An 18,421-nucleotide genomic window follows, 5' to 3' on the forward strand; every position below is an offset into this window, starting at 1 on the left:
GGGGCTGTTTTTGCGCCCAGCGGCGTTATCATTCGCTCATGTAGCATAACTACACCTCGCTCATTCTGCCTTGCTGGACACAAAAACAGCCCCAGCAGGGCGTATTGGATTAGTGTTAACAGGCCCTAGTTGGGGCGAATATGGCGCCCACTTACCTGGTACATTGCTTGTCTGTCTGCTGTTGTGCACGGGTTCATTCAAGCGATTGGCATTATACCGAAATCAAAGGCCAGTATGGAACACAATACAACTGACGCTTTGGTTCACCCTCCCAGCCACTCCGCCAGCTGTTCCACTGCGGTTGTAACCCGGCTGCAGTATCGGCGTATGAATTCATCATCTATCGTTTCGGCTTCAGCCTTTTCCAGGGCATGTGACCCGGTGAAATCCACGACAGCGATGCGTGTGGAGAGTTCCTTTGAACGGCGTCCAAAACAGGCGCCAGGCAACAGCGCCACACCCCGCTCCTGCAACAACCGATCGCAAAAACTCAGGCTGTCCTTGATGTCGCGGCAGGCTAGTTGCTGGCGATAAGCATCAAAGCGGGGAAAGAGGTAAAAACCACCTGAGGATGGGTGAACCGCTGCACCGGTATCCGATAGCGTCCTGCAGGCATAATCAGACAGCGCGGCGAGAATCGCTCTGCAATGATTCAGGTAGACAGCCATCTCGGGATGATCCTCCATGGCGGTGATCGCAGCATACTGTATGGGTGCGCTGGTGGAGGTAAATGTTTCACTGGCAACAGCGGCCACTGCATCCGCCAGCCAGCTGAGACTGTCCGGAAAGACGAAGAAACCCAGTCGCCAACCACCGGCACCGCACCATTTGCTTAAACCGTTACTGATGATGGTGCCTTCCGGGTAGTAGCGTGCCAGAGAGCGATGACTACCCTTGAAATGCGTACCGCTATAGATCTCATCGGAGAGTGCAAGCACGCGGTATTTACGTAATACATCCGCCAAGGCTTTGAGTCGTTCCTCAGTGTAACAGAGACCGGTGGGATTACTGGGCGAGTTGAGAATCAAAAGACGCGGTCGATCCGGATCTTGTCGGCACAATTCTTCCAGGATTTCGGGCTCCACTCCCAATCCTGTTTCCGGGCGTGTGCGTAGCCAATGGATCTGCCGGCCGATGATACGTGCCTGTGGCGCATAGGAGACCCAGGATGGCGAAGGGATTACCAGGTCGCCGTAATAGACCAATTGAACCAGAAACATCAGCTCCTTCGTACCGGGACCCACCACGATATTGTCGACAGCGTAGTCAAGGCCCTCGGTGCGTTTCACCCAGTTGACAATGGCCTCACGAAGCGCGGGGAGTCCCTTGACCGGCAAATAGTCTTTCTGATGAGCGTTTCTCGCGAGGCTCTCGCGCACATGTGCCGGTACAGGAAAAGGGGACTGTCCCAATCCCAGCCGATAGACATCACGCCCCGAAGCCATGAGCAGACGCGACCGCTCATTGATCGCCAGGGTTGCGGATTCTCCCATACCCCTGACATTTAAATTAAGATAAACCTCAGGAGAACGAGGTTGATTGACAGACATAAACTGTACCTTGTATTGGATTGTTCTCTAAACATAATAGCGGTGATCACAGATACCTATCCGGATCATCCATAGTGTTAATACGATCGTAATAGTGTTTAGGATGTCTGATGAATCGGTCATCCTGGAAAACAAACGATCACTCGTTTGATGAGTGCTATTAGCTCCATTTAACCGGCAAGAGAGCATTGCCATGAGCAATAACGATACAGAACAGCCCCCTCACCCGGTATGGATACCTTCCAAGAAGCTGATGGAACAGTGCCAGATGGCGCTATTCATGCGCCAGGCAGGGGAGTGGCAGGGGCGGGAATTTACTGAATATGGTCAGCTCTGGGAGTGGTCTGTCACTGACCCCGTCGCGTTCTGGAGTGCCTTGTGGCGCTTTTGCGATGTTGTTGCCAGTCGTGAATGGGACGAGCTACTACAAGATGGGAACCTGATGCCGGGGGCTCGCTGGTTTACAGGGGCGAGACTCAATTTCGCGGAGAATCTGCTGCGATTCAGGGATGATCATCCTGCATTGATCTGTATTGGCGAGGAGGAGGGTGGTGGTACCTTGCAATATACTGAGCTCTACCACGCCAGCGCCCGGCTTGCCGCGGCACTTTGTCAACTGGGTATAAAACCGGGTGACCGGGTTGCCGCCATCCTGCCGAACATTCCGCATGCGGTAATAGGTATGTTAGCCACATCCTGGCTGGGTGCCGTGTGGTCATCCTGCTCACCGGACTTCGGTAGTGAAGGGATTGTGGATCGTTTTGGACAGATCGAACCCAAGCTGCTCATAGTCGCAGATGGCTATCGCTACAAAGGCCGATCCATCGATATTCGCGATAAGATCAGTCAGGTTAGGGCCGAGCTGCCTGGCTGTGAGCATTGTCTGTTCGTGTCCTGGCAGGGGACAGGTGAAATCGAAGATGTGATCCACTGGGAGAGTGCATTGGATAACGATTTCCCTTTGCCACCCTTTACCCAGCTGCCTTTCGATCATCCGCTGGCAATCCTGTTCTCTTCCGGTACCACCGGAAAGCCGAAATGTATCGTGCATGGAGCCGGCGGCACGCTGTTGCAACATCTGAAAGAGCATCGCCTGCATACGGATATCCGTCGCGAGGATCGTCTGTTCTACTTCACTACCTGCGGTTGGATGATGTGGAACTGGTTGGTCTCGGGTCTCGCTTCAGGCACCACGCTGATACTTTACGACGGTAATCCCATGTATCCGTTACCCGATCGTTTATGGCGTGTGGCGGACGATATAGGTATTACCGTATTCGGTACCAGCGCTAAATATATCACGGCTCAGCAGAAAGCAGATGTGACAGTGAAGCATAAACTGCCTCTGTCTAAGTTGCGTACGCTGCTCTCCACTGGTTCACCACTGGCAGCCGAGGCCTTCGACTATATTCACCAGGCGATCAAACCGGGAGTACAGATCAGTTCCATCTCGGGAGGTACCGATATCATCTCCTGTTTCGCTTTGGGAAATCCCATGCTGCCGGTGTATCGCGGCCAACTGCAGTGTCGTGGTCTGGGGATGGCGGTGGATGTGTACGATGCTGAAGGAACGAGTCTCAACAACCAGTCGGGTGAGATGGTCTGTAAAAAGCCCTTTCCAAGCATGCCGGTCGGCTTTTGGAATGACCGTCACGGGTGCCGTTATCGTGCTGCCTATTTCGAGCGTTTTACAGGTGTCTGGACCCATGGAGACTGGACACGCATAACCGGGCAGGGTGGACTGATCATAGAGGGTCGATCCGATACGGTGCTCAATCCGGGTGGTGTGCGTATCGGCACTGCCGAGATCTACCGTCAAGTTGAGCGGCTGCCACAGGTGAAGGAGTGTGTCTGCGTGGGACAACAGTGGGATGATGACGTGCGCGTTGTGCTGTTCGTGGTCCTGCAACAGGAACTGGTTTTGAATGAAGAACTACGCCAACGGATAAATGACACCCTACGGATAAACGCCAGTCCTCGACATGTGCCTTCAAAAGTGATCCAGGTGACCGACATTCCGAGGACGCGCAATGGAAAAGTTTCTGAAATCGCCGTTCGGGATACCGTCGAGGGAAGAGCGGTTGCCAATACGGAGTCACTGATTAATCCCGATGTCTTAATGCAATATCGTAACCTGCCTGAGTTGGCTGTTTCGTAGTTAGCTACTTCGCCGTGTAGCTGAATTTCTGACCGCCGATGCTCGCCTCATACATCAAGCCGCCCTTGGCGACGGTAAAGGTGGCCATGCCTTTGTGATATTTACCTGAGGTGATGGCATCATGTTAACCGCCACTTGCGCCGACAGAACTTCCTGTGGTCGTCGCAGCGGCTGAGGCACCCGCGGTGATCGCGACAGCGGTAGCCTGCGCGCCGAATTCGAAGTTGCCGCTGGTAAACTCATCCAGTGCCCGCTTGTCCTGGAAAAAAATAATCATGCTGTAGGCCTGTCCGCCGAGTTGCAGGCCGATTGTTACCTGAGTGACCTTGGTATCGCCGATGTGCGCGCCATTCTCGTACACACGCCCCTTGCCGAAGGCGCCGCCAATGCCGATCCCCGCCTTTCCAACGGTGGGAAAAACAGCATAGCCATGATGGTTGTCGAAGAACCATCCACTTTCACTGGCGGCATTAAAGACATCAACTGTCTCCTGATATTCATCGGCCCAGGCATTCACCACTGAGAGAAGAAACAAGACAGTAATCGAATAAATGGAAGTGATTCTAATATTCATTATTGTTTACCCTCCAGTCGCCGGTGTGGGTATGATCTGCTGATAGGCGCACTATCAACCATTAGGTATTATAGATGGGGAGAAGCTTTATATTCCCTCCATTTTACCTCAATTAGACCACGCATTTGATCATAAGATTATAAATTTAGAACAAATATAAGCGGTTATTAAAATGTGTCTTTTTTTGTAAACTTTTTGCTTCTATCGGGTGTATGTAAACTATGGGGCCGCCTTGGTTATTACGCGGAACGCGTTTTATCAGTTAATACCTATTTTTTTAAAACCACTTTGTTGCAACAAGGTTTGTTGTGAGCATGGTCTATTACAAGTCGTTAACGCTCCATATACACGAATATTGTGTCTTGACGAGAATATAGGTATTGATAATAAAAATGATTGAGCTCAGAAATGGTGTGCCCAACTTAGTTCCAGTTCCCACTGCTCCATTTCCACCGAGCCTGTCTGGCCGGGTGTAAAGACCGGATTGCTTCCCTCTATCTTCTCATTCAGTGCACGTGTCAATGACAGATTGATTTGATTCATTTTATTAAAGGAAAAAGTGGTGCCGAAGCTCAGGTGGTCACGGATCGTTGCCGGTGCAAGTACATTGAACAGCGCCTGTCCGCCTTCAAACAGCTCATCGGCACGGCTATATCCTGCACGAAAGGTCCACTGAGGATCATATTTCCACTGTACCCCGAGTTTCCAGATTCCCATGTCGTCCCAACCAAATCCCAAGCCCTGATCCGAACCAAGGCGTTGACTGGGATTGGCGAAGAAGTTGACATCATTGCTATTCGCGAGAGACCTTACTTCACCGTAATTGATATACTGATAGTCAAGCGTCAATGTAACCGTTGGGCTGGCAACATAAGAGAGTCCAATAACCCATGTTGAGGGGGTATCGAAATCCCCCTGTTCCGCAAACAGGCCCTCGTAGTCGTCAAATTCTGACATATAGAGGCGGCTTTGGTATGAGGCGCCCAGTGACAGCCTGTCATTGACCCTGCCTAGCCAGCCTATCCGTACACCGTAGCCCCATGACTGATCATAACCGTTGTTGGTTACCTTGCCCGTTGCAGTTGTCGCCATGGGATTGTCGAACGGTTCCAGACCTTCCGCCTTGAACCGTTGCACAGCGACTATGGGCATGATACCCAGCCAGTGGCCTTCACTGACCTTACGGGCATAGGTGACACCGAGAAACAGTTGGGCGAAATCCACGCCTGTCGGTGAGCTGGTGGGAATGCCGAAGGCAGCCCCGAAATTACCGAACACCGCGCTATCGTATTCGGTATTCATGCCGCCGTTGCCACCGACGGAGATACCGATACTGCTATGTTCGTCCAGGGGCCTGTTCCATCCGACATGAGGCACAAGAAATATATCGTTTTCACTGGTGTATTTACCGGCTGGAATCTGCATCGGTGATAGGGCGTCGTTATTGGCTGTAAAGCCACGGTCGGAAGGGGAGAAAAGGGCCACGCCCAGATCCGTTCTGTGACCGAGCAGACCCATGCCGGCAGGATTGGTCGCGGCGGCGATGGTGTCCTGGGGAAATGCAACACCGGCACCCGCCATGCCCTTGTTGGTGGTGCCGAACCCGGTGGGGGAATAACCATTGGTTGCGTGGGCTGTATGGCTCACAGACATGATTAGTACAAGCCCTATGAAGCGGGACAGCCGGTGAGTTACTGTTGATCGCCTACCCAATAAGAAACTGACTGCCATAATGAAATTCCCCAACAGATATAAATAGTGACTAACTGCCCTAGCTCTATGGTGGTCCAAACCGATCGCAATATACATGACCCGGTATATCCAAGGATCTATGCAGTCAGGCGACATGAGTTTATTCAGTGCTATAAAACCACAAACTGGCAGGACTTAAGAATATTGGAAAATCACTTTGTAACAATTGTTTTACATCAATAAGCAGAGCGCTTACCTAGTATAGAAATCAGGGGTTGGATGTATTGACCGATGATTTTTCGTTATATTCTTTCCTGATCCCTCAACACTTTTACCTGAAACAAGGCATTCCTTTCTTCTTCCTCCAGCGCATTTTCAATGAAACGAATCGTATTGCGATATTGGGGGATGATGTTATAGCGCAACGCATTCACCCGCTTCTGCGCCTTGCGCTGTTCGGCAATCAGACGGTTGAGACTCATCGAGACTTCGCCCATCTTTACAAGCTGAAGCGAGGCTTCGGCAAAGTGCAGGCGGGTTTCATCGAAGCTGGGATCGGTGCCGAGCAGGCCGACCGGGTTGAGGGGAAGCAGTTCACCGCTGACAGACGGGTACTCCACACCGAGGTTTCGCCGCGGCAGGATTTTCAGATCCAGCACGGGTTCCACCCCGAGGGCCGCCTGATTGACGGCACGGCTGCCCATACGCAATTGCAGCATGCTGAGCCAGTGATAAGCCAGTTTGGTGGCTTCGTGGGCTTGATCTCTGATCTTGCGGTATTCACCGATGCGTTGATAGACCAGTCGCGTGAGCAGCTCCCGTTTGCGTTCCAGCAGGCTGTGGCCCTCCTCAAGAAAATTGAGCTGCCGTTTCAGATTCAGCAGGGTGTTTTTGGTCGGGGCTGCTTTGATGCGTTTACCGGTCATGTGCTCTGCCGATGGTACTTGGCGATCTCGGTTTCATTGACCCGGGTCAGTGCCTGTGGCGGGAAGGTGGAGAGCAGATCCCAGGCCAGGTTGAGGGTCTCCTCTATACTGCGGTCTTCATCCTCCCCTTGTTGTACAAAACGCTCTTCGAAGGCATCGGCAAACTCCAGGTAGCGGCGGTCACGGGCGGATAGCTCATCGGCACCGATGATGGAGGCCAGATTGCGCGTCTCCAAGGCGCGGGCGTAGAGGGCATAGAGCTGGTTGGAGACGTGGGGATGGTCCTCTCGGGTGAAATCCTTGCCGATGCCGTCTTTCATAAGACGCGACAGTGAAGGGGATATGTGTACCGGGGGATAGATGCCCTGGTTGTGCAGTTCGCGACTGAGGACGATCTGCCCCTCGGTGATATAACCTGTCAGGTCCGGTATCGGGTGGGTGATGTCGTCACTGGGCATACTCAGCACCGGCACCAGAGTGATGGAGCCGTGACGATCCTTGATGCGTCCGGAGCGTTCATAGATCTCCGCCAGATCGGAGTAGAGATAGCCGGGGTAACCCTTACGCGCCGGTACATCGCCCTTGGCGGTGGCGACTTCACGCAGTGCTTCGGCGTAGTGGGTCATGTCGGTCATTACCACCAGGACATGGCGGTCGAGATCGAAGGCGAGGTACTCCGCCGCGGTCAGGGCCATGCGTGGGAGAGTGAGGCGTTCCACCGGCGGATCGTCGGCCATGTTGACGAACATCACCACATTGCCCAGCACGCCGGAGGAGGCGAACTCCTCCTGGAAGAAGCGGGCGTCCGCGTAGGAGACACCCATAGCGGCGAAGACCACCGAGAAGCGGCTGTCGTCGTCGGGAAGTTTGGCCTGACGTACGATTTGCGCCGCCAGTCGGTTATGGGGCAGGCCCGAGGCGGAGAAGATCGGCAGCTTCTGTCCGCGCACCAGAGAGTTGAGACCGTCTATGGTGGAGATGCCGGTCTGTATGAACTCTTTCGGATAGGTGCGGGCTGCCGGGTTGAATGCAGCGGCGCTGATGCTGCGGCGCAGGTTTGAGACAATGGGGGGACGATAATCCCGCGGTTCGCCCAAGCCACTGAAGACACGACCGAGGATCTCCGGAGAGAGGGCGATTTCCACCGGTTCGTCGAGGAAGCGCACCCAGGTGCTCTCCAGGTCGATTTCGGCGGTGCCCTCGAACACCTGAATCAGCACTTCTTCGTTGGAACTGCGGATCACCTGGCCGTTGCGTGTATGACCCTGCTGGTCGCGGATATGGACCCGGTCGCCAAAGGCGATATCGGGGACATCGGCTACCGTCAATAGCCCGCCCCGGGCGGAGGAGGCGGTACGATACTCCTTGGCGCTCATGCTGTCTGTTCCCCCCGTTGTGCATATTCGGAATGGATTGCCTTGAAGACATTCAATGCCTCAACACGAAAGGCCTTCAGCTGATCTGTTTGGGACGAATCGTAAAGTTCCTTGCAGCGGCGCAGGCGTGCCAGTATCGGCATCTCGGCAAGTTCCTGGACAGGCACGCCGAGTTCGATCAGGGTGGCGCCTTCGTCATACACCGTGAGGATCAGGTCGAGCAACATGAACTGCTTATGTGGTGATGAGAAGGTATCCACCGGATCGAGGGCGCTCTGTTGCAACACACCCTCCTTGATCAGTGCGGCACCCTCCAATATCCAGCGCTGGGCGGAGGAGAGGGCCTCGGGCCCAACCAGATTGACGATACGTGACAGTTCCGCATCCCTTGCCAGCATTGCCAGCGCCTGGGCACGGCGTTTCTCCCAACCACGGTCGATGTTTTCGTGCCACCACTCGGCGGCGGTGCCGACGTCGGCGGAGAAGCTGTCGACCCAGTCGATAGCCGGGTAGTGGCGGGCATCCGCCAGCTCCTTGGAGAGGGCCCAGAAGGTCTGGATGATCTCCTTGGTATGGCTGGTGACCGGCTCGGAGAAATCGCCGCCTGGTGGAGAGACGGCGCCGATCAGGGTGACCGAGCCCTTGCCGCAATCCATGGTCTCGACCCGTCCCGCCCGTTCATAGAAGGCAGCCAGCCGGGAGGCAAGATAGGCGGGATATCCCTCTTCCACGGGCATCTGACCGAGGCGGCCGGAGACCTCGCGCAGGGCCTCGGCCCAACGGCTGGTGGAGTCGGCCAGCATCACCACGTCGTAGCCCTGATCCCGGTAGTACTCGGCAATGGTGATGCCGACATAGATCGAGGCCTCGCGGGCCACCACCGGCATGTTGGAGGTATTGGCGATGAGCAGGGTGCGATCCATCAAGGGTCTGCCGCTGTAGGGGTCTTTCAATTTGGGAAAGTTGTCGAGGACATCCACCAACTCATTGCCGCGCTCACCGCATCCGACATAAATGACGATATCGGCATTGGCCCAGCGTGCGACCTGATGCTGCACCACGGTCTTGCCCGCGCCGAAAGGGCCGGGTACGGCGCATTTACTCCCTTTGAGCAGGGGGAAGAAGGTATCGAGTATACGTTGCCCGGTGATCAGGGGTTCGACCCCGTTGTCACGACCCTGATAGGGGCGGGGTTTGCGTACCGGCCACCTGTGGTAGAGCTTGAGATGATGCACCTGACCCCGAGGGTCACGCACCTGTGCGATGGTCTCTTCCAGGTTGTAGTCGCCCTCGGGCGCGAGTTCGATCAATTCACCTTCGATGGTAGGGGGAACGACGATGCGGTGTTCGACGGTCTCAGTCTCCTGTACCACGCCAAGACGGGCGCCACCGATGATCGGCATATTGGGTTCAAGATTGTCGCTGGGTACGAAGTGCCACAGTTTCTCCCGATTGAGGGGAAGGGGGCTGAGGCCACGGGGGATCTGGTCACCTGCCTTGATGAACATCTCCTCCAGGGGGCGCTGCACACCGTCGAATATACCCCCGATGAGGCCAGGACCGAGTTCCACCGAGAGGGGGTGGCCCAGACCCTCTACCGGTTCGCCGGGTCGTACCATTTCAGTGGATTCGTAGATCTGGGCCAGGGCTTCATCACCCTCCAGAGAGATCACCTCACCATACAGGCCGAGACTGCCGATTCGCACCTGTTCTCCGTTTTGCACACCCGGTAGCCTGATAGTGACGATGGGACCGTTGATATCCTGAATGGTGCCTTTCTTGTTTTCGTGTTTCATTGTCAAAGTGCCTGTCCATCACCGATAGGGGGTAACAACCTCTCAACCAACGCCTGGTGCACTTTGCGCTCCAGGCGGGAGAGTCGGCCCTCGAAGGTGTGATCGATCTGAACGCGTTTGTCAGCTGTGGTAATCAGGCAGCCTCCTATGGTTTCGATACTCTCCTCCTTCAGTTCGAATACCTTGCCTGTCGCCAGACTGGAGGTCAGGGCTTCCCATTGGGGTTTCAGGCGCCGCAGATCTTCGGCATTGACCGAGACCATCAGCCGTTGTTCCTCGATCTGTTTCGCGGCCTGCTGCAGAAAGGCCTTCAACAATTCGGTGTATTTTGCCTCGTCCTGGGTCAAGGCCTGCATGCGTTGTTGCAAACGGCCGACCACTACCTGTACTAGATTCCAACGCATATGATCCATCTTACTGTGCAGCTTCAGCTCATCCGCCTGAACCTTGCGTAAATAGGCCCTGTCCGCCAGTGATTTGGCCAGCAGAGTCTCTTTCTCCTCGCGTAGATGAAGACGCTCGCTGGCTTCACGCAGGATATTCTTGCGTCCCGCTTCGGCCCGGCTATGACACTCGTTGGCCATCAATTCAGCCCTTTCAAGGATCGCTTTTTCAAGCGCTTCAACCTGATTCAATGTCGTTCTCCTCTGTTAACCGCCGGTCAGTTTTTTCAGTTGATTGTCCAGGTCGGAATGGAATTCCTCGGGATCTTGCAACGACGGGACCTCGGACAGGATGATACGACCGCCTTCATAGCGGATCTGATCCAGCAGCCTGGAGCCGACATGATTGACAGACTGCTCGATGATTAGCAGCGCCCGCTGTCGTTCCTGTAATAGCTGGTTCAATAATTCATCCAGTCTGCTGCTGTCGGGTTCTGTGAGGGTTTCAAATCCAATCAGCCGGAAGCCGTCCGTCAGAGCATGGCTGCCGACGAAGATCTTTCTGACTTTGTGTGTTGCAGTTTCCGGCACTTTCAGATCTTATCCAACAATAGAATACTCATCACCAGACCGTAGATGGCAATACCCTCAGCCAGGCCGAGATAGATCAACGTGCGTCCGAAGATCTCCGGTTTCTCCGCCAGCACAGCCAGTGACGCGGCGCCGATGGGTCCCACCGCGATACCTGCACCGATGGTGCTGAGGGCAGTCGGTATACCAACACCGATGATGCCAAGGCCGAGGCCAATCGATATCTCGCCACCCATTTCGGCGACCTCGGTGGCCGCCATGACCTCGTTGGCTCCCATGAAAATCAGTGCCGCCTGGGCGACGACAAAGACCAGCAGATTGATGCCGATAGTCGGTTTGAACCACGGTCTGCTGACCTTGGCAGGCTGCATCTCCATGATAACACCGGTGATGATGAGGCCGGCGATACCCAGGGTCATTACTGCAATAAGCCAGTACATATTGATCTCCTATTATGTTGAGTTTTTAGTTATGAGTTTTGAATTGTTGTGTTCGCTTCGCTGACGCGTGTTTGAATTAACTCACATGCAGTAACCTGTGACATCGCTGCCTGTTGATAACTTATAACTAAAAACTCATAACTAAAAACTCTTAAGTTAAAGTGTTAGCGGCTTAAACGCCTTCCCATCTCCCGAATAGAAGCGGGAAAAACCTTCATAGAATTCGAGTCGCAATACCTGGATGGCGACGATCAGCCCTTCCAGCACCAGGATAAAGATATTACCCAGGATTACTGTAATCCAATGACCCATATCACCCATCATGTTGGCCAGGGTGAAGACTGCGATCGCCAGCGCCACATGGTTCAGGCTGAAGGCCGCAACACGCAGGAAGGAGAGGGTATTTGATGCATAACCGGTAATCGTCTCGAAGGTCTCGATGAAGGCAACCAGTATGCGCTCTCCGATCGCAGCTTCCTGCTCGACCAGTTTGTGGGCGAAGATGCCGATCAGGGTAAGGATGGCAAGAGTGCCCCAAAACGGAGAGACGCTGCCGGTGTTGTAAAAGCTGTAGCCGGTTCCCAACAGGCCGGTATAGAGCAGCAAAGAGAGCAAGCCATTGTCTCCGAACAGGGCGCCGATACGGTCACCTATCATCATGTGGTTGAAGATATTGATCAGAGTTACCAGGATAATGAAACAGACGCCCCAGAGCAGCGCCACGGTGAGCATATAGAGTGGATCGGTGAGTGGCGCGATCCAGAGCGCATGCAGGATATGTTCAAAGCCGAAGATACTACCGTAGAGAAAACCGAACAGAACAGAGGAAAGACCGGCGGCGATGCCAAATGGGGTGAAGCTTCCCAGTTTGCGCCGCAGCAGCAGGGTGACTGCGATGATCACCGCACCATGCCCTACATCGCCGAACATCATACCGAACATCAGGATATAGGTGAGGGCGAAAAGTTGGGTTGGGTTGACCTCGCCATAACGGGGTACACCATATTGCATCACCAGTGATGAAAAGGGTCTGAGCAACCGGTTATGCCGCATTACCGAAGGTACCAGTCCCCGTTCCTCGGGTTTGGGATCGCGGGTCTCCAGTACGAAGGTATTGGGAAGCTTATCCCGCAAAGTGATTTCCACCAGGCTTATATCCTCGGCGGGAATCCAACCCTGCAGCCGGGATAGATTGCCCCGATGGCGGGCGGCCTCCCCCAGGGCCACATAGGGTGCTGCCAAATGGAGAACACGTGCTGCCTTCTGTAACTCCTGGCCGGAGGATTTTCCCCAGGCCGCAATATTTTGTTCAAGCGATTCGGCTGCTTCTTCTACTGATGCCCTGCGTTGCATGAGACGGGTCTTGGCGGTTTCAGGCTGAGCATGCAGCTCCGGTGGAATATCGAGTGGTCTGAAACCGGCGGTATCAAGCACCGATTTCAGTTTAGAGCCTTCACGGCCACCCGTGCCGGCGATGATTACATGGCTCTCGTTTTCACTTTCGTGGAAGGGAAAGAGCAGGTAGTTATCGAGTCCAAGAGCGTCTTTCAGTTGATTCACCTGGGTACGGGGGACCATGCCGATGGTGGTTTTGAGAAACTGATTGTCGCCCTGAAGCTGGCCCAGATCGATATGCAGATTACGGAAATTGGCCAGAGTGGTCTCCAGTTGATCGATACTGCGCCGTTCTTCCAGCTGCCGGCGGCGGGTTTCGTCAAAGTCGGAGCAGCTCTCCCACGCCTTCCCCAGCCATTGGTTCACCGCTTCGAGCTCCTGTTCGGAGATTGGGGTGACCTCACCGGCAAGCGCCTTGGGTGTGAATCCGACTTGAGAGGCGATCTTTTCCATTCGCGCCCTGGCTTGCGCATAACACTCGCGAAAACGTTGACCGGGAATATCGGGTAGTGCCTGCTCGGCATAGGGGCGATTGTCAGGACTGAAACTGTTGAGACCGGCCAGGATCATCGAGGCATTTGGCAGGTCCTCCGTGAGCACTTGCAGGCTGATATGCTTCATCGGCAGCGGGCTAAACATGACTAGCCTCCGTTGCTTCCATCTGCAAAGGATTGCCGGGTACCGCCTCATTCAAAATTGTCCCATCCATCTGCAGCAACTTACTCTGAATAATGGCGTAGAGCTTCATCAGGTCCATATCGCGAATAATCAAGTAGCTGAGGGCGGAGACCACCGCGTCGGGGCTGTGGTGCATCAATATACGTAATTCGTCCGAGACGGTGTGATCGAGACGCTGGCGTACCTGGGTGATGCTGTTAGCATTCGAGAGGATCGCCTTAAAAGGGGCAGGCAGGTGTTCGATGATGGTTTCCAGCCCATCCAGATTGGCCAGTTCCATCAGTTTTTCACGCTGGAGCCTGCCGCCGTAGGGGATCAGCAGATAGTAGGCTTCACTGGGGGCGAAGCGATAGACCAGCCGGTAGCGCAGCAGCCATATTATATTTTGCCGATCAACCATGATACCGATCACCTTTTTCAGACCGCGTTTATCGATACTGTCCGTAATATTGGCGTGGCGCAGCATGCCGGTGTAGTAGAGACGATCGATGGCCGCGTCAAGGGAGAAGTTTTCGTGCTGCTCCTCGAACACATTCCGCGCCTGCCTGGCAATCAGGGCATAGGGTCCCTGGTCGAGCTGACGCAACATCTCGAGCACATTTTCTGCCTGCAGCAGGGATTCGTGAGGCAGGCGGATATTCTCCGGCATCTCATACAGGTTATCCCGGATCTCCTCCATCCCAAGGCTGTTCAATTTACCCCGGATCAATGTTTTCAGGTTATAGAGTTCGAACTTTCTCGGCCAATAGAGCATCAGTCCACGGGAACGGCCGCTGAGAGGGCGCAATAGAACCGACAGTTCACTCATCAGTCGCTGTAACAGAGCCTGTTCAACCAAACGGATCCTTTGCCGGTTGTCTATGGATTCTTCAAAAATCGGCTGAAGATCGAAGGCATCGCCAAGCTGTCTGAGTGACATCTGTTTCAAGCGTTCGATCTCATCGGCATCGAGCAGACGCGCCGAAAGTACACCGACACGGGTTTTTAGGTAGGCCTGATCCCTATTCGAACTCAACGGATTGGTTCAATCTTCATCTGCCGTGGGATCGATCAGTACGGTGAAGGCTGCATCCAATGCGTCATCCTCCCGTGCTTCGGCATATTCGCGCAGTTGGGCATGGCGTTCATTGAAGCGCTTTTTTAGTTCCGCGATGGTCTGTTCAGCGCGGCTTTCCGCCTTCTCCATGAAACTATGGTGCAATTCGGGAATACGCGCCTCGAAATGTTCCTCTTTAGTCTTTACCTCTTGCAAAGCCTCCTGGATCATGCGTTCTCGCATCTCCTCGGCTTTGTTATGAATTTGTTGCGCTTTGGTTTCAGCATCGAGCAAGCGCTGAAGTGATTCTTCCATTAATACAAATCCCCCCAGTATTATGTTGGGCCGTTTGTTGTATCTGAGGATCAATGGCAGGGCATCGATCTGCGACCCTGCAGTACATGAATAGTGTAGCTAATTTAGCTGTGGAGTGTACGACTTCATTTGATCGTCGATTGAGCCAGATCATTAATCAAACATCTAATCCCACCGGCCGAATCAGACATCGACATCCGGAGGCGCCAGCTCAGGATCCTTGCGCTGATAGCCAACGGCCTTGAGCTTATCCAGGTAGGCCTGCCAAAGCTCATCATGGTGTTTGCCCAGATTATAGAGATAGCGCCAATCGTAGAGTCCTGAGTTATGGCCGTCATCAAAGTGGATCTTAATTGCATACTGACCGACAGGTTCAATCTGGGTGATGCTTACCATCTCTTTGCCACGCTCCAGTTTTGCCGTTGCAGGACTATGGCCCCGCGTCTCGGCGGAGGGTGAATAGACCCGCAGGTATTCGCATGGCAGCGAGAAATGGCTGCCATCATCAAAGGCGATATCCAGGAAACGACTCTTCTGATGTACCTTGATATCAACCGGGTGTGGATACTCGACCATCAATGCCTATCCTCTGGGCTGGGTTCTGCTTCAGGCCATCCCGAGGCATGTCTGCAGATCAGATCAGCAAGCATATTCATATGCTCTGGTGTGTCATTCAGTGCCGGTATGTATGCATAGCTTTTACCCCCGGCTTGGAGGAAGGCATCCCGGTTCTCCATGGCGATCTCTTCAAGCGTCTCCAGACAGTCGGCGGAGAAGGCGGGGCAGACCACCTGGACACTCTCTATGCCTTCGGCGCCCCACTGCTTCAAGGTCTCCATAGTATAGGGTTTGACCCATTCCTGGGCGCCAAAGCGCGATTGAAAGGCCAGATGCCATTGTTCCCTGTCCAGTCCCAACTGCTCCACAACCCGGTTCGCTGTGGCATGGCACTCATCCGGATAGGGATCGCCAGCCTGGTAGTAGTCCTCGGGGATACCGTGAAATGAGAACAGCAGCCTTCTTGCTTCACCAGCCTGTTGACGGTAATTGCGTATGCTCTCACTCAATACCCGGATATAGTCGGGATGGTCATGGTAACGCTGTATGAAGCGCACTTCAGGTATCCATCGCCAGCCCTGGAGTTCTCCTGTCACGGCATCGAAGATGGAGGCAGTGGTGGTGGCTGAATACTGCGGGTAGAGGGGAAATACCAGCAGGCGCTGGACATTCTTCCGGCGCAACTCCTGCAACACGCTGGCGATTGATGGGTTGCCATAGCGCATCGCTAAAGCCACGTGGACACTTCCCTGCATACGTGAATTCAATATCTCCGTCATGGCCGCCTGTTGCCTTCTGGAAATGGCCAACAACGGTGCGCCATCCTCTGTCCAGATGCGCTTGTAATCCTCGGCCTTTCTTTTCGGCCTGACCCGCAATACGACACCGTGGAGTATTATCTGCCAGATCAGTTTCGGGATCGCCACCACGCGTGGATCGCTCAGGAATTCCGCCAGATAGCGACGTACAGCCACAGTTGTCGGGGCATCAGGTGTGCCGAGGTTGACCAGTACTATCCCAAGACCGCCGTCTGGCTGATTGAGCTGATCTGACTGATTGATGTACTTCATAGACTTAATTCCGGTTTGTAGATCGGATTTTTGCTTCAACCCGCGCACTATTCAACAGGTCTTTATTGTGTATTTCCGGATAAAGTCGCCACAGGCGCTCAACTGCCTCGGCCTGCGTTACGGCAATACGCTCGAGTCGTTCACGGATCGCCGGGCTGAGCCCGTGCAACTGCAATAGTTGCGGCGCTCTCCAGGCGATATAGTCGGCAACCAAACGGCGAGCCTCCTCATCCTCCCAATCCTCTGTGACGGGCAGCTCCGGAAAAGTCCATGGAAGTAATTTGGGGGGACCCTCATTACATTGGCTGTATGTACCGTCCGGGTTATGTTTGAACCAGGCTCGTCTATGGTGCTGTCCGCCACGGTGACGGACCAATGCCTCCAGGATCGACGCATGCACCCGGGGATTATAACCGTCATCGTTAGGCTGTTCTCTTTCCAATAATCGCGCAGAGATGAATGAGAAATCACCTCGTTCAGCGGCGATCCACTTGGCACCATCGCATCGACTCATCTCACCCGCATTGCGACAGGAGGTCAAAAGCGCAACAGGTGCGAGACTCTGTTCATCCAGTAGCCACTGCTCGTAGATATCCGCCATGGGGAAGGGGAGATCGTCGATGACTGGAGACAGTGCAGTGATCAGTTGTTCCGCTGAGGCAATCATATCACGGACATTAAATAACGGATTAACAGGCACTTGCTGAAGACCTGAGCCGACTGTCCAGCGTCCGAAGATATAAAACTCCTTCCCGTTGAATGGCATATTGGCCCAAAGGCCCTGCGGTGTATCACTCAGAACCTGGATCTCCCAGACAACACCATTGCCGCTTAATGCACGGGCATTTTCAGTGCTGAATACCTGCAGTACGCCATTGAACGGATTGAGTCGACGTATACTGAATGCACTGATTTTCTGATTGACCATGAGGGGAGACTACATCAGGAGACTGGAACAAGCGAGTTCCCGCTTGCTATAGTCGATAACAGGCCCTAAGACGCAATAGGGGAGTTAGGGATAATGCGTGAATCGGCAGGAGTGAACCATAGTTCATACGGTCTTGATAACCACGGTCTGTACAACCTGAATGACATCTACTGGAATGTGCCAACCACGAGTCTGATGGAACAGGCAATGATATGCATAATGCGATCTCTCCCCCTTGAAACATGCCACTCATAATTCAGACTGGACTGTAACCTTTGCAACAATTTCATATGAATAAACTGAAACGCCAGGCAATCTTCGAGCGCTTGCAGGCGGATAATCCCGATCCCACCACCGAACTCAGCTACAATACCCCTTTCGAACTGCTCGTGGCGGTGATCTTGTCGGCACAGGCAACAGACAAGAGCGTGAATAAGGCGACACAACAGCTTTTTCCCCTGGCAAATACACCTGAGAAGATTCTCGCACTCGGTGTGGAAGGGTTAAAGCGTTATATCAGAACCATAGGGCTGTTCAACAGTAAAGCCAAGAATATTGTCGAAACATGCCGTATTTTGATCGAAGAGTACGGGAGCGAAGTGCCGGATACGCGTAAAGCGCTGGAGAGATTGCCGGGTGTGGGTCGAAAGACGGCCAACGTTGTATTGAATACTGCTTTCGGTCAACCCACCATGGCGGTGGATACCCATATTTTTCGGGTTGCCAATCGAACCCGTCTGGCGCCGGGAAAGACGCCATTGGAAGTCGAAAGAAAACTTTTACGTTATATACCCCAGTCATTCTTGCAAGATGCGCATCATTGGCTGATATTACACGGGCGATATACTTGTATAGCACGCAAGCCTCGATGTGGGAGTTGTGTCATTGAAGACTTGTGTGAATATCGGGATAAGTACGTATAAAAAACCCGCCTGAATTCCAGCTTTCTAGATTA

Annotated in this window: 17 protein-coding genes; 2 read left to right on the forward strand and 15 right to left on the reverse strand. The window is 53.8% G+C overall.

Annotation, left to right across the window (positions count from 1 at the left end; all coding sequences use genetic code 11):
* Positions 1-263: 263 nt before the first annotated feature.
* Entirely contained in the window at positions 264-1,493 is a 1,230-nt protein-coding gene (locus tag CODIS_RS12470) for a pyridoxal phosphate-dependent aminotransferase (RefSeq protein WP_235615211.1), read from the reverse strand.
* A gap of 250 nt (positions 1,494-1,743) precedes the next feature.
* On the opposite strand from CODIS_RS12470, the gene CODIS_RS12475 reads away from it, so the two are divergent.
* Positions 1,744-3,708, forward strand: coding sequence for an acetoacetate--CoA ligase (locus tag CODIS_RS12475; RefSeq protein ID WP_083220737.1), 1,965 nt, complete (start codon positions 1,744-1,746; stop codon positions 3,706-3,708).
* Positions 3,709-3,832: 124 nt separating this feature from the next.
* On the opposite strand, the gene CODIS_RS12480 is transcribed toward CODIS_RS12475, so the two are convergent.
* The 14 genes from CODIS_RS12480 to CODIS_RS12545 form a co-directional block, all read right to left on the reverse strand.
* Positions 3,833-4,282 carry a YSC84-related protein gene (locus CODIS_RS12480; RefSeq protein WP_305782113.1) on the reverse strand — a complete coding sequence of 150 codons (450 nt, stop codon included), beginning with the start codon at positions 4,280-4,282 and terminating at the stop codon, positions 3,833-3,835.
* Between the two features lie 402 nt (positions 4,283-4,684).
* Positions 4,685-5,935 carry an OmpP1/FadL family transporter gene (locus CODIS_RS12485; RefSeq protein WP_235615212.1) on the reverse strand — a complete coding sequence of 417 codons (1,251 nt, stop codon included), beginning with the start codon at positions 5,933-5,935 and terminating at the stop codon, positions 4,685-4,687.
* A gap of 341 nt (positions 5,936-6,276) precedes the next feature.
* A complete protein-coding gene (locus CODIS_RS12490; RefSeq protein WP_069125543.1) occupies positions 6,277-6,900 on the reverse strand; it encodes a V-type ATP synthase subunit D in 624 nt (207 codons plus the stop codon).
* Positions 6,897-8,276: a V-type ATP synthase subunit B gene (locus tag CODIS_RS12495; protein WP_069125547.1), complete on the reverse strand. Its 1,380-nt coding sequence runs from the start codon at positions 8,274-8,276 to the stop codon at positions 6,897-6,899. The genes CODIS_RS12490 and CODIS_RS12495 overlap by 4 nt, the downstream gene beginning before the upstream one ends.
* Positions 8,273-10,072, reverse strand: a complete 1,800-nt coding sequence (locus tag CODIS_RS12500; RefSeq protein WP_069125549.1) for a V-type ATP synthase subunit A — start codon at positions 10,070-10,072, stop codon at positions 8,273-8,275. The genes CODIS_RS12495 and CODIS_RS12500 overlap by 4 nt, the downstream gene beginning before the upstream one ends.
* 2 nt (positions 10,073-10,074) lie before the next feature.
* Complete coding sequence (locus CODIS_RS12505) at positions 10,075-10,707, reverse strand: V-type ATP synthase subunit E (RefSeq protein ID WP_069125552.1); 633 nt, start codon at positions 10,705-10,707, stop codon at positions 10,075-10,077.
* Positions 10,708-10,722: 15 nt separating this feature from the next.
* Entirely contained in the window at positions 10,723-11,046 is a 324-nt protein-coding gene (locus tag CODIS_RS12510; protein ID WP_162420212.1) for a V-type ATP synthase subunit F, read from the reverse strand.
* 2 nt (positions 11,047-11,048) lie between these two features.
* On the reverse strand, positions 11,049-11,486 hold the full coding sequence (locus CODIS_RS12515; protein ID WP_069125558.1) for an ATP synthase subunit C: 438 nt from the start codon (positions 11,484-11,486) through the stop codon (positions 11,049-11,051).
* Positions 11,487-11,642: 156 nt separating this feature from the next.
* Complete coding sequence (locus CODIS_RS12520) at positions 11,643-13,520, reverse strand: V-type ATP synthase subunit I (protein WP_069125561.1); 1,878 nt, start codon at positions 13,518-13,520, stop codon at positions 11,643-11,645.
* The gene (locus tag CODIS_RS12525; RefSeq protein WP_069125564.1) at positions 13,513-14,574 is read right to left on the reverse strand and encodes a V-type ATPase subunit; all 1,062 of its coding nucleotides are present in this window, start codon (positions 14,572-14,574) and stop codon (positions 13,513-13,515) included. The genes CODIS_RS12520 and CODIS_RS12525 overlap by 8 nt, the downstream gene beginning before the upstream one ends.
* A gap of 9 nt (positions 14,575-14,583) precedes the next feature.
* Positions 14,584-14,910: an ATPase gene (locus tag CODIS_RS12530; RefSeq protein WP_069125836.1), complete on the reverse strand. Its 327-nt coding sequence runs from the start codon at positions 14,908-14,910 to the stop codon at positions 14,584-14,586.
* A gap of 183 nt (positions 14,911-15,093) precedes the next feature.
* The gene (locus CODIS_RS12535) at positions 15,094-15,486 is read right to left on the reverse strand and encodes a gamma-butyrobetaine hydroxylase family protein (protein WP_069125565.1); all 393 of its coding nucleotides are present in this window, start codon (positions 15,484-15,486) and stop codon (positions 15,094-15,096) included.
* A complete protein-coding gene (gene hemH, locus CODIS_RS12540) occupies positions 15,486-16,538 on the reverse strand; it encodes a ferrochelatase (protein WP_069125567.1) in 1,053 nt (350 codons plus the stop codon). The genes CODIS_RS12535 and hemH overlap by 1 nt, the downstream gene beginning before the upstream one ends.
* A gap of 4 nt (positions 16,539-16,542) precedes the next feature.
* Positions 16,543-17,466, reverse strand: a complete 924-nt coding sequence (locus tag CODIS_RS12545) for a hypothetical protein (RefSeq protein ID WP_069125569.1) — start codon at positions 17,464-17,466, stop codon at positions 16,543-16,545.
* A 290-nt stretch (positions 17,467-17,756) separates the two neighbouring features.
* Here CODIS_RS12545 and nth point away from each other — a divergent pair, with 290 nt between their 5' ends.
* Positions 17,757-18,389, forward strand: coding sequence for an endonuclease III (gene nth, locus CODIS_RS12550; RefSeq protein WP_069125572.1), 633 nt, complete (start codon positions 17,757-17,759; stop codon positions 18,387-18,389).
* Positions 18,390-18,421: the final 32 nt, after the last annotated feature.

The organism is Candidatus Thiodiazotropha endolucinida, assembly GCF_001715975.1.
In the GTDB taxonomy this organism is placed as follows: Bacteria; Pseudomonadota; Gammaproteobacteria; order Chromatiales; family Chromatiaceae; genus Thiodiazotropha; species Thiodiazotropha endolucinida.

What these genes read in the sequence shown, in the direction of transcription:
- CODIS_RS12470 (WP_235615211.1), bottom strand. Translation starts at nt 1,493, where the DNA reads ATGGGAGAATCCGCAACCCTGGCGATCAATGAGCGGTCGCGTCTGCTC.
- CODIS_RS12475 (WP_083220737.1), top strand. Translation starts at nt 1,744, where the DNA reads ATGAGCAATAACGATACAGAACAGCCCCCTCACCCGGTATGGATACCT.
- CODIS_RS12480 (WP_305782113.1), bottom strand. Translation starts at nt 4,282, where the DNA reads ATGAATATTAGAATCACTTCCATTTATTCGATTACTGTCTTGTTTCTT.
- CODIS_RS12485 (WP_235615212.1), bottom strand. Translation starts at nt 5,935, where the DNA reads ATGTCTGTGAGCCATACAGCCCACGCAACCAATGGTTATTCCCCCACC.
- CODIS_RS12490 (WP_069125543.1), bottom strand. Translation starts at nt 6,900, where the DNA reads ATGACCGGTAAACGCATCAAAGCAGCCCCGACCAAAAACACCCTGCTG.
- CODIS_RS12495 (WP_069125547.1), bottom strand. Translation starts at nt 8,276, where the DNA reads ATGAGCGCCAAGGAGTATCGTACCGCCTCCTCCGCCCGGGGCGGGCTA.
- CODIS_RS12500 (WP_069125549.1), bottom strand. Translation starts at nt 10,072, where the DNA reads ATGAAACACGAAAACAAGAAAGGCACCATTCAGGATATCAACGGTCCC.
- CODIS_RS12515 (WP_069125558.1), bottom strand. Translation starts at nt 11,486, where the DNA reads ATGTACTGGCTTATTGCAGTAATGACCCTGGGTATCGCCGGCCTCATC.
- CODIS_RS12520 (WP_069125561.1), bottom strand. Translation starts at nt 13,520, where the DNA reads ATGTTTAGCCCGCTGCCGATGAAGCATATCAGCCTGCAAGTGCTCACG.
- CODIS_RS12530 (WP_069125836.1), bottom strand. Translation starts at nt 14,910, where the DNA reads ATGGAAGAATCACTTCAGCGCTTGCTCGATGCTGAAACCAAAGCGCAA.
- CODIS_RS12535 (WP_069125565.1), bottom strand. Translation starts at nt 15,486, where the DNA reads ATGGTCGAGTATCCACACCCGGTTGATATCAAGGTACATCAGAAGAGT.
- hemH (WP_069125567.1), bottom strand. Translation starts at nt 16,538, where the DNA reads ATGAAGTACATCAATCAGTCAGATCAGCTCAATCAGCCAGACGGCGGT.
- CODIS_RS12545 (WP_069125569.1), bottom strand. Translation starts at nt 17,466, where the DNA reads ATGGTCAATCAGAAAATCAGTGCATTCAGTATACGTCGACTCAATCCG.
- nth (WP_069125572.1), top strand. Translation starts at nt 17,757, where the DNA reads ATGAATAAACTGAAACGCCAGGCAATCTTCGAGCGCTTGCAGGCGGAT.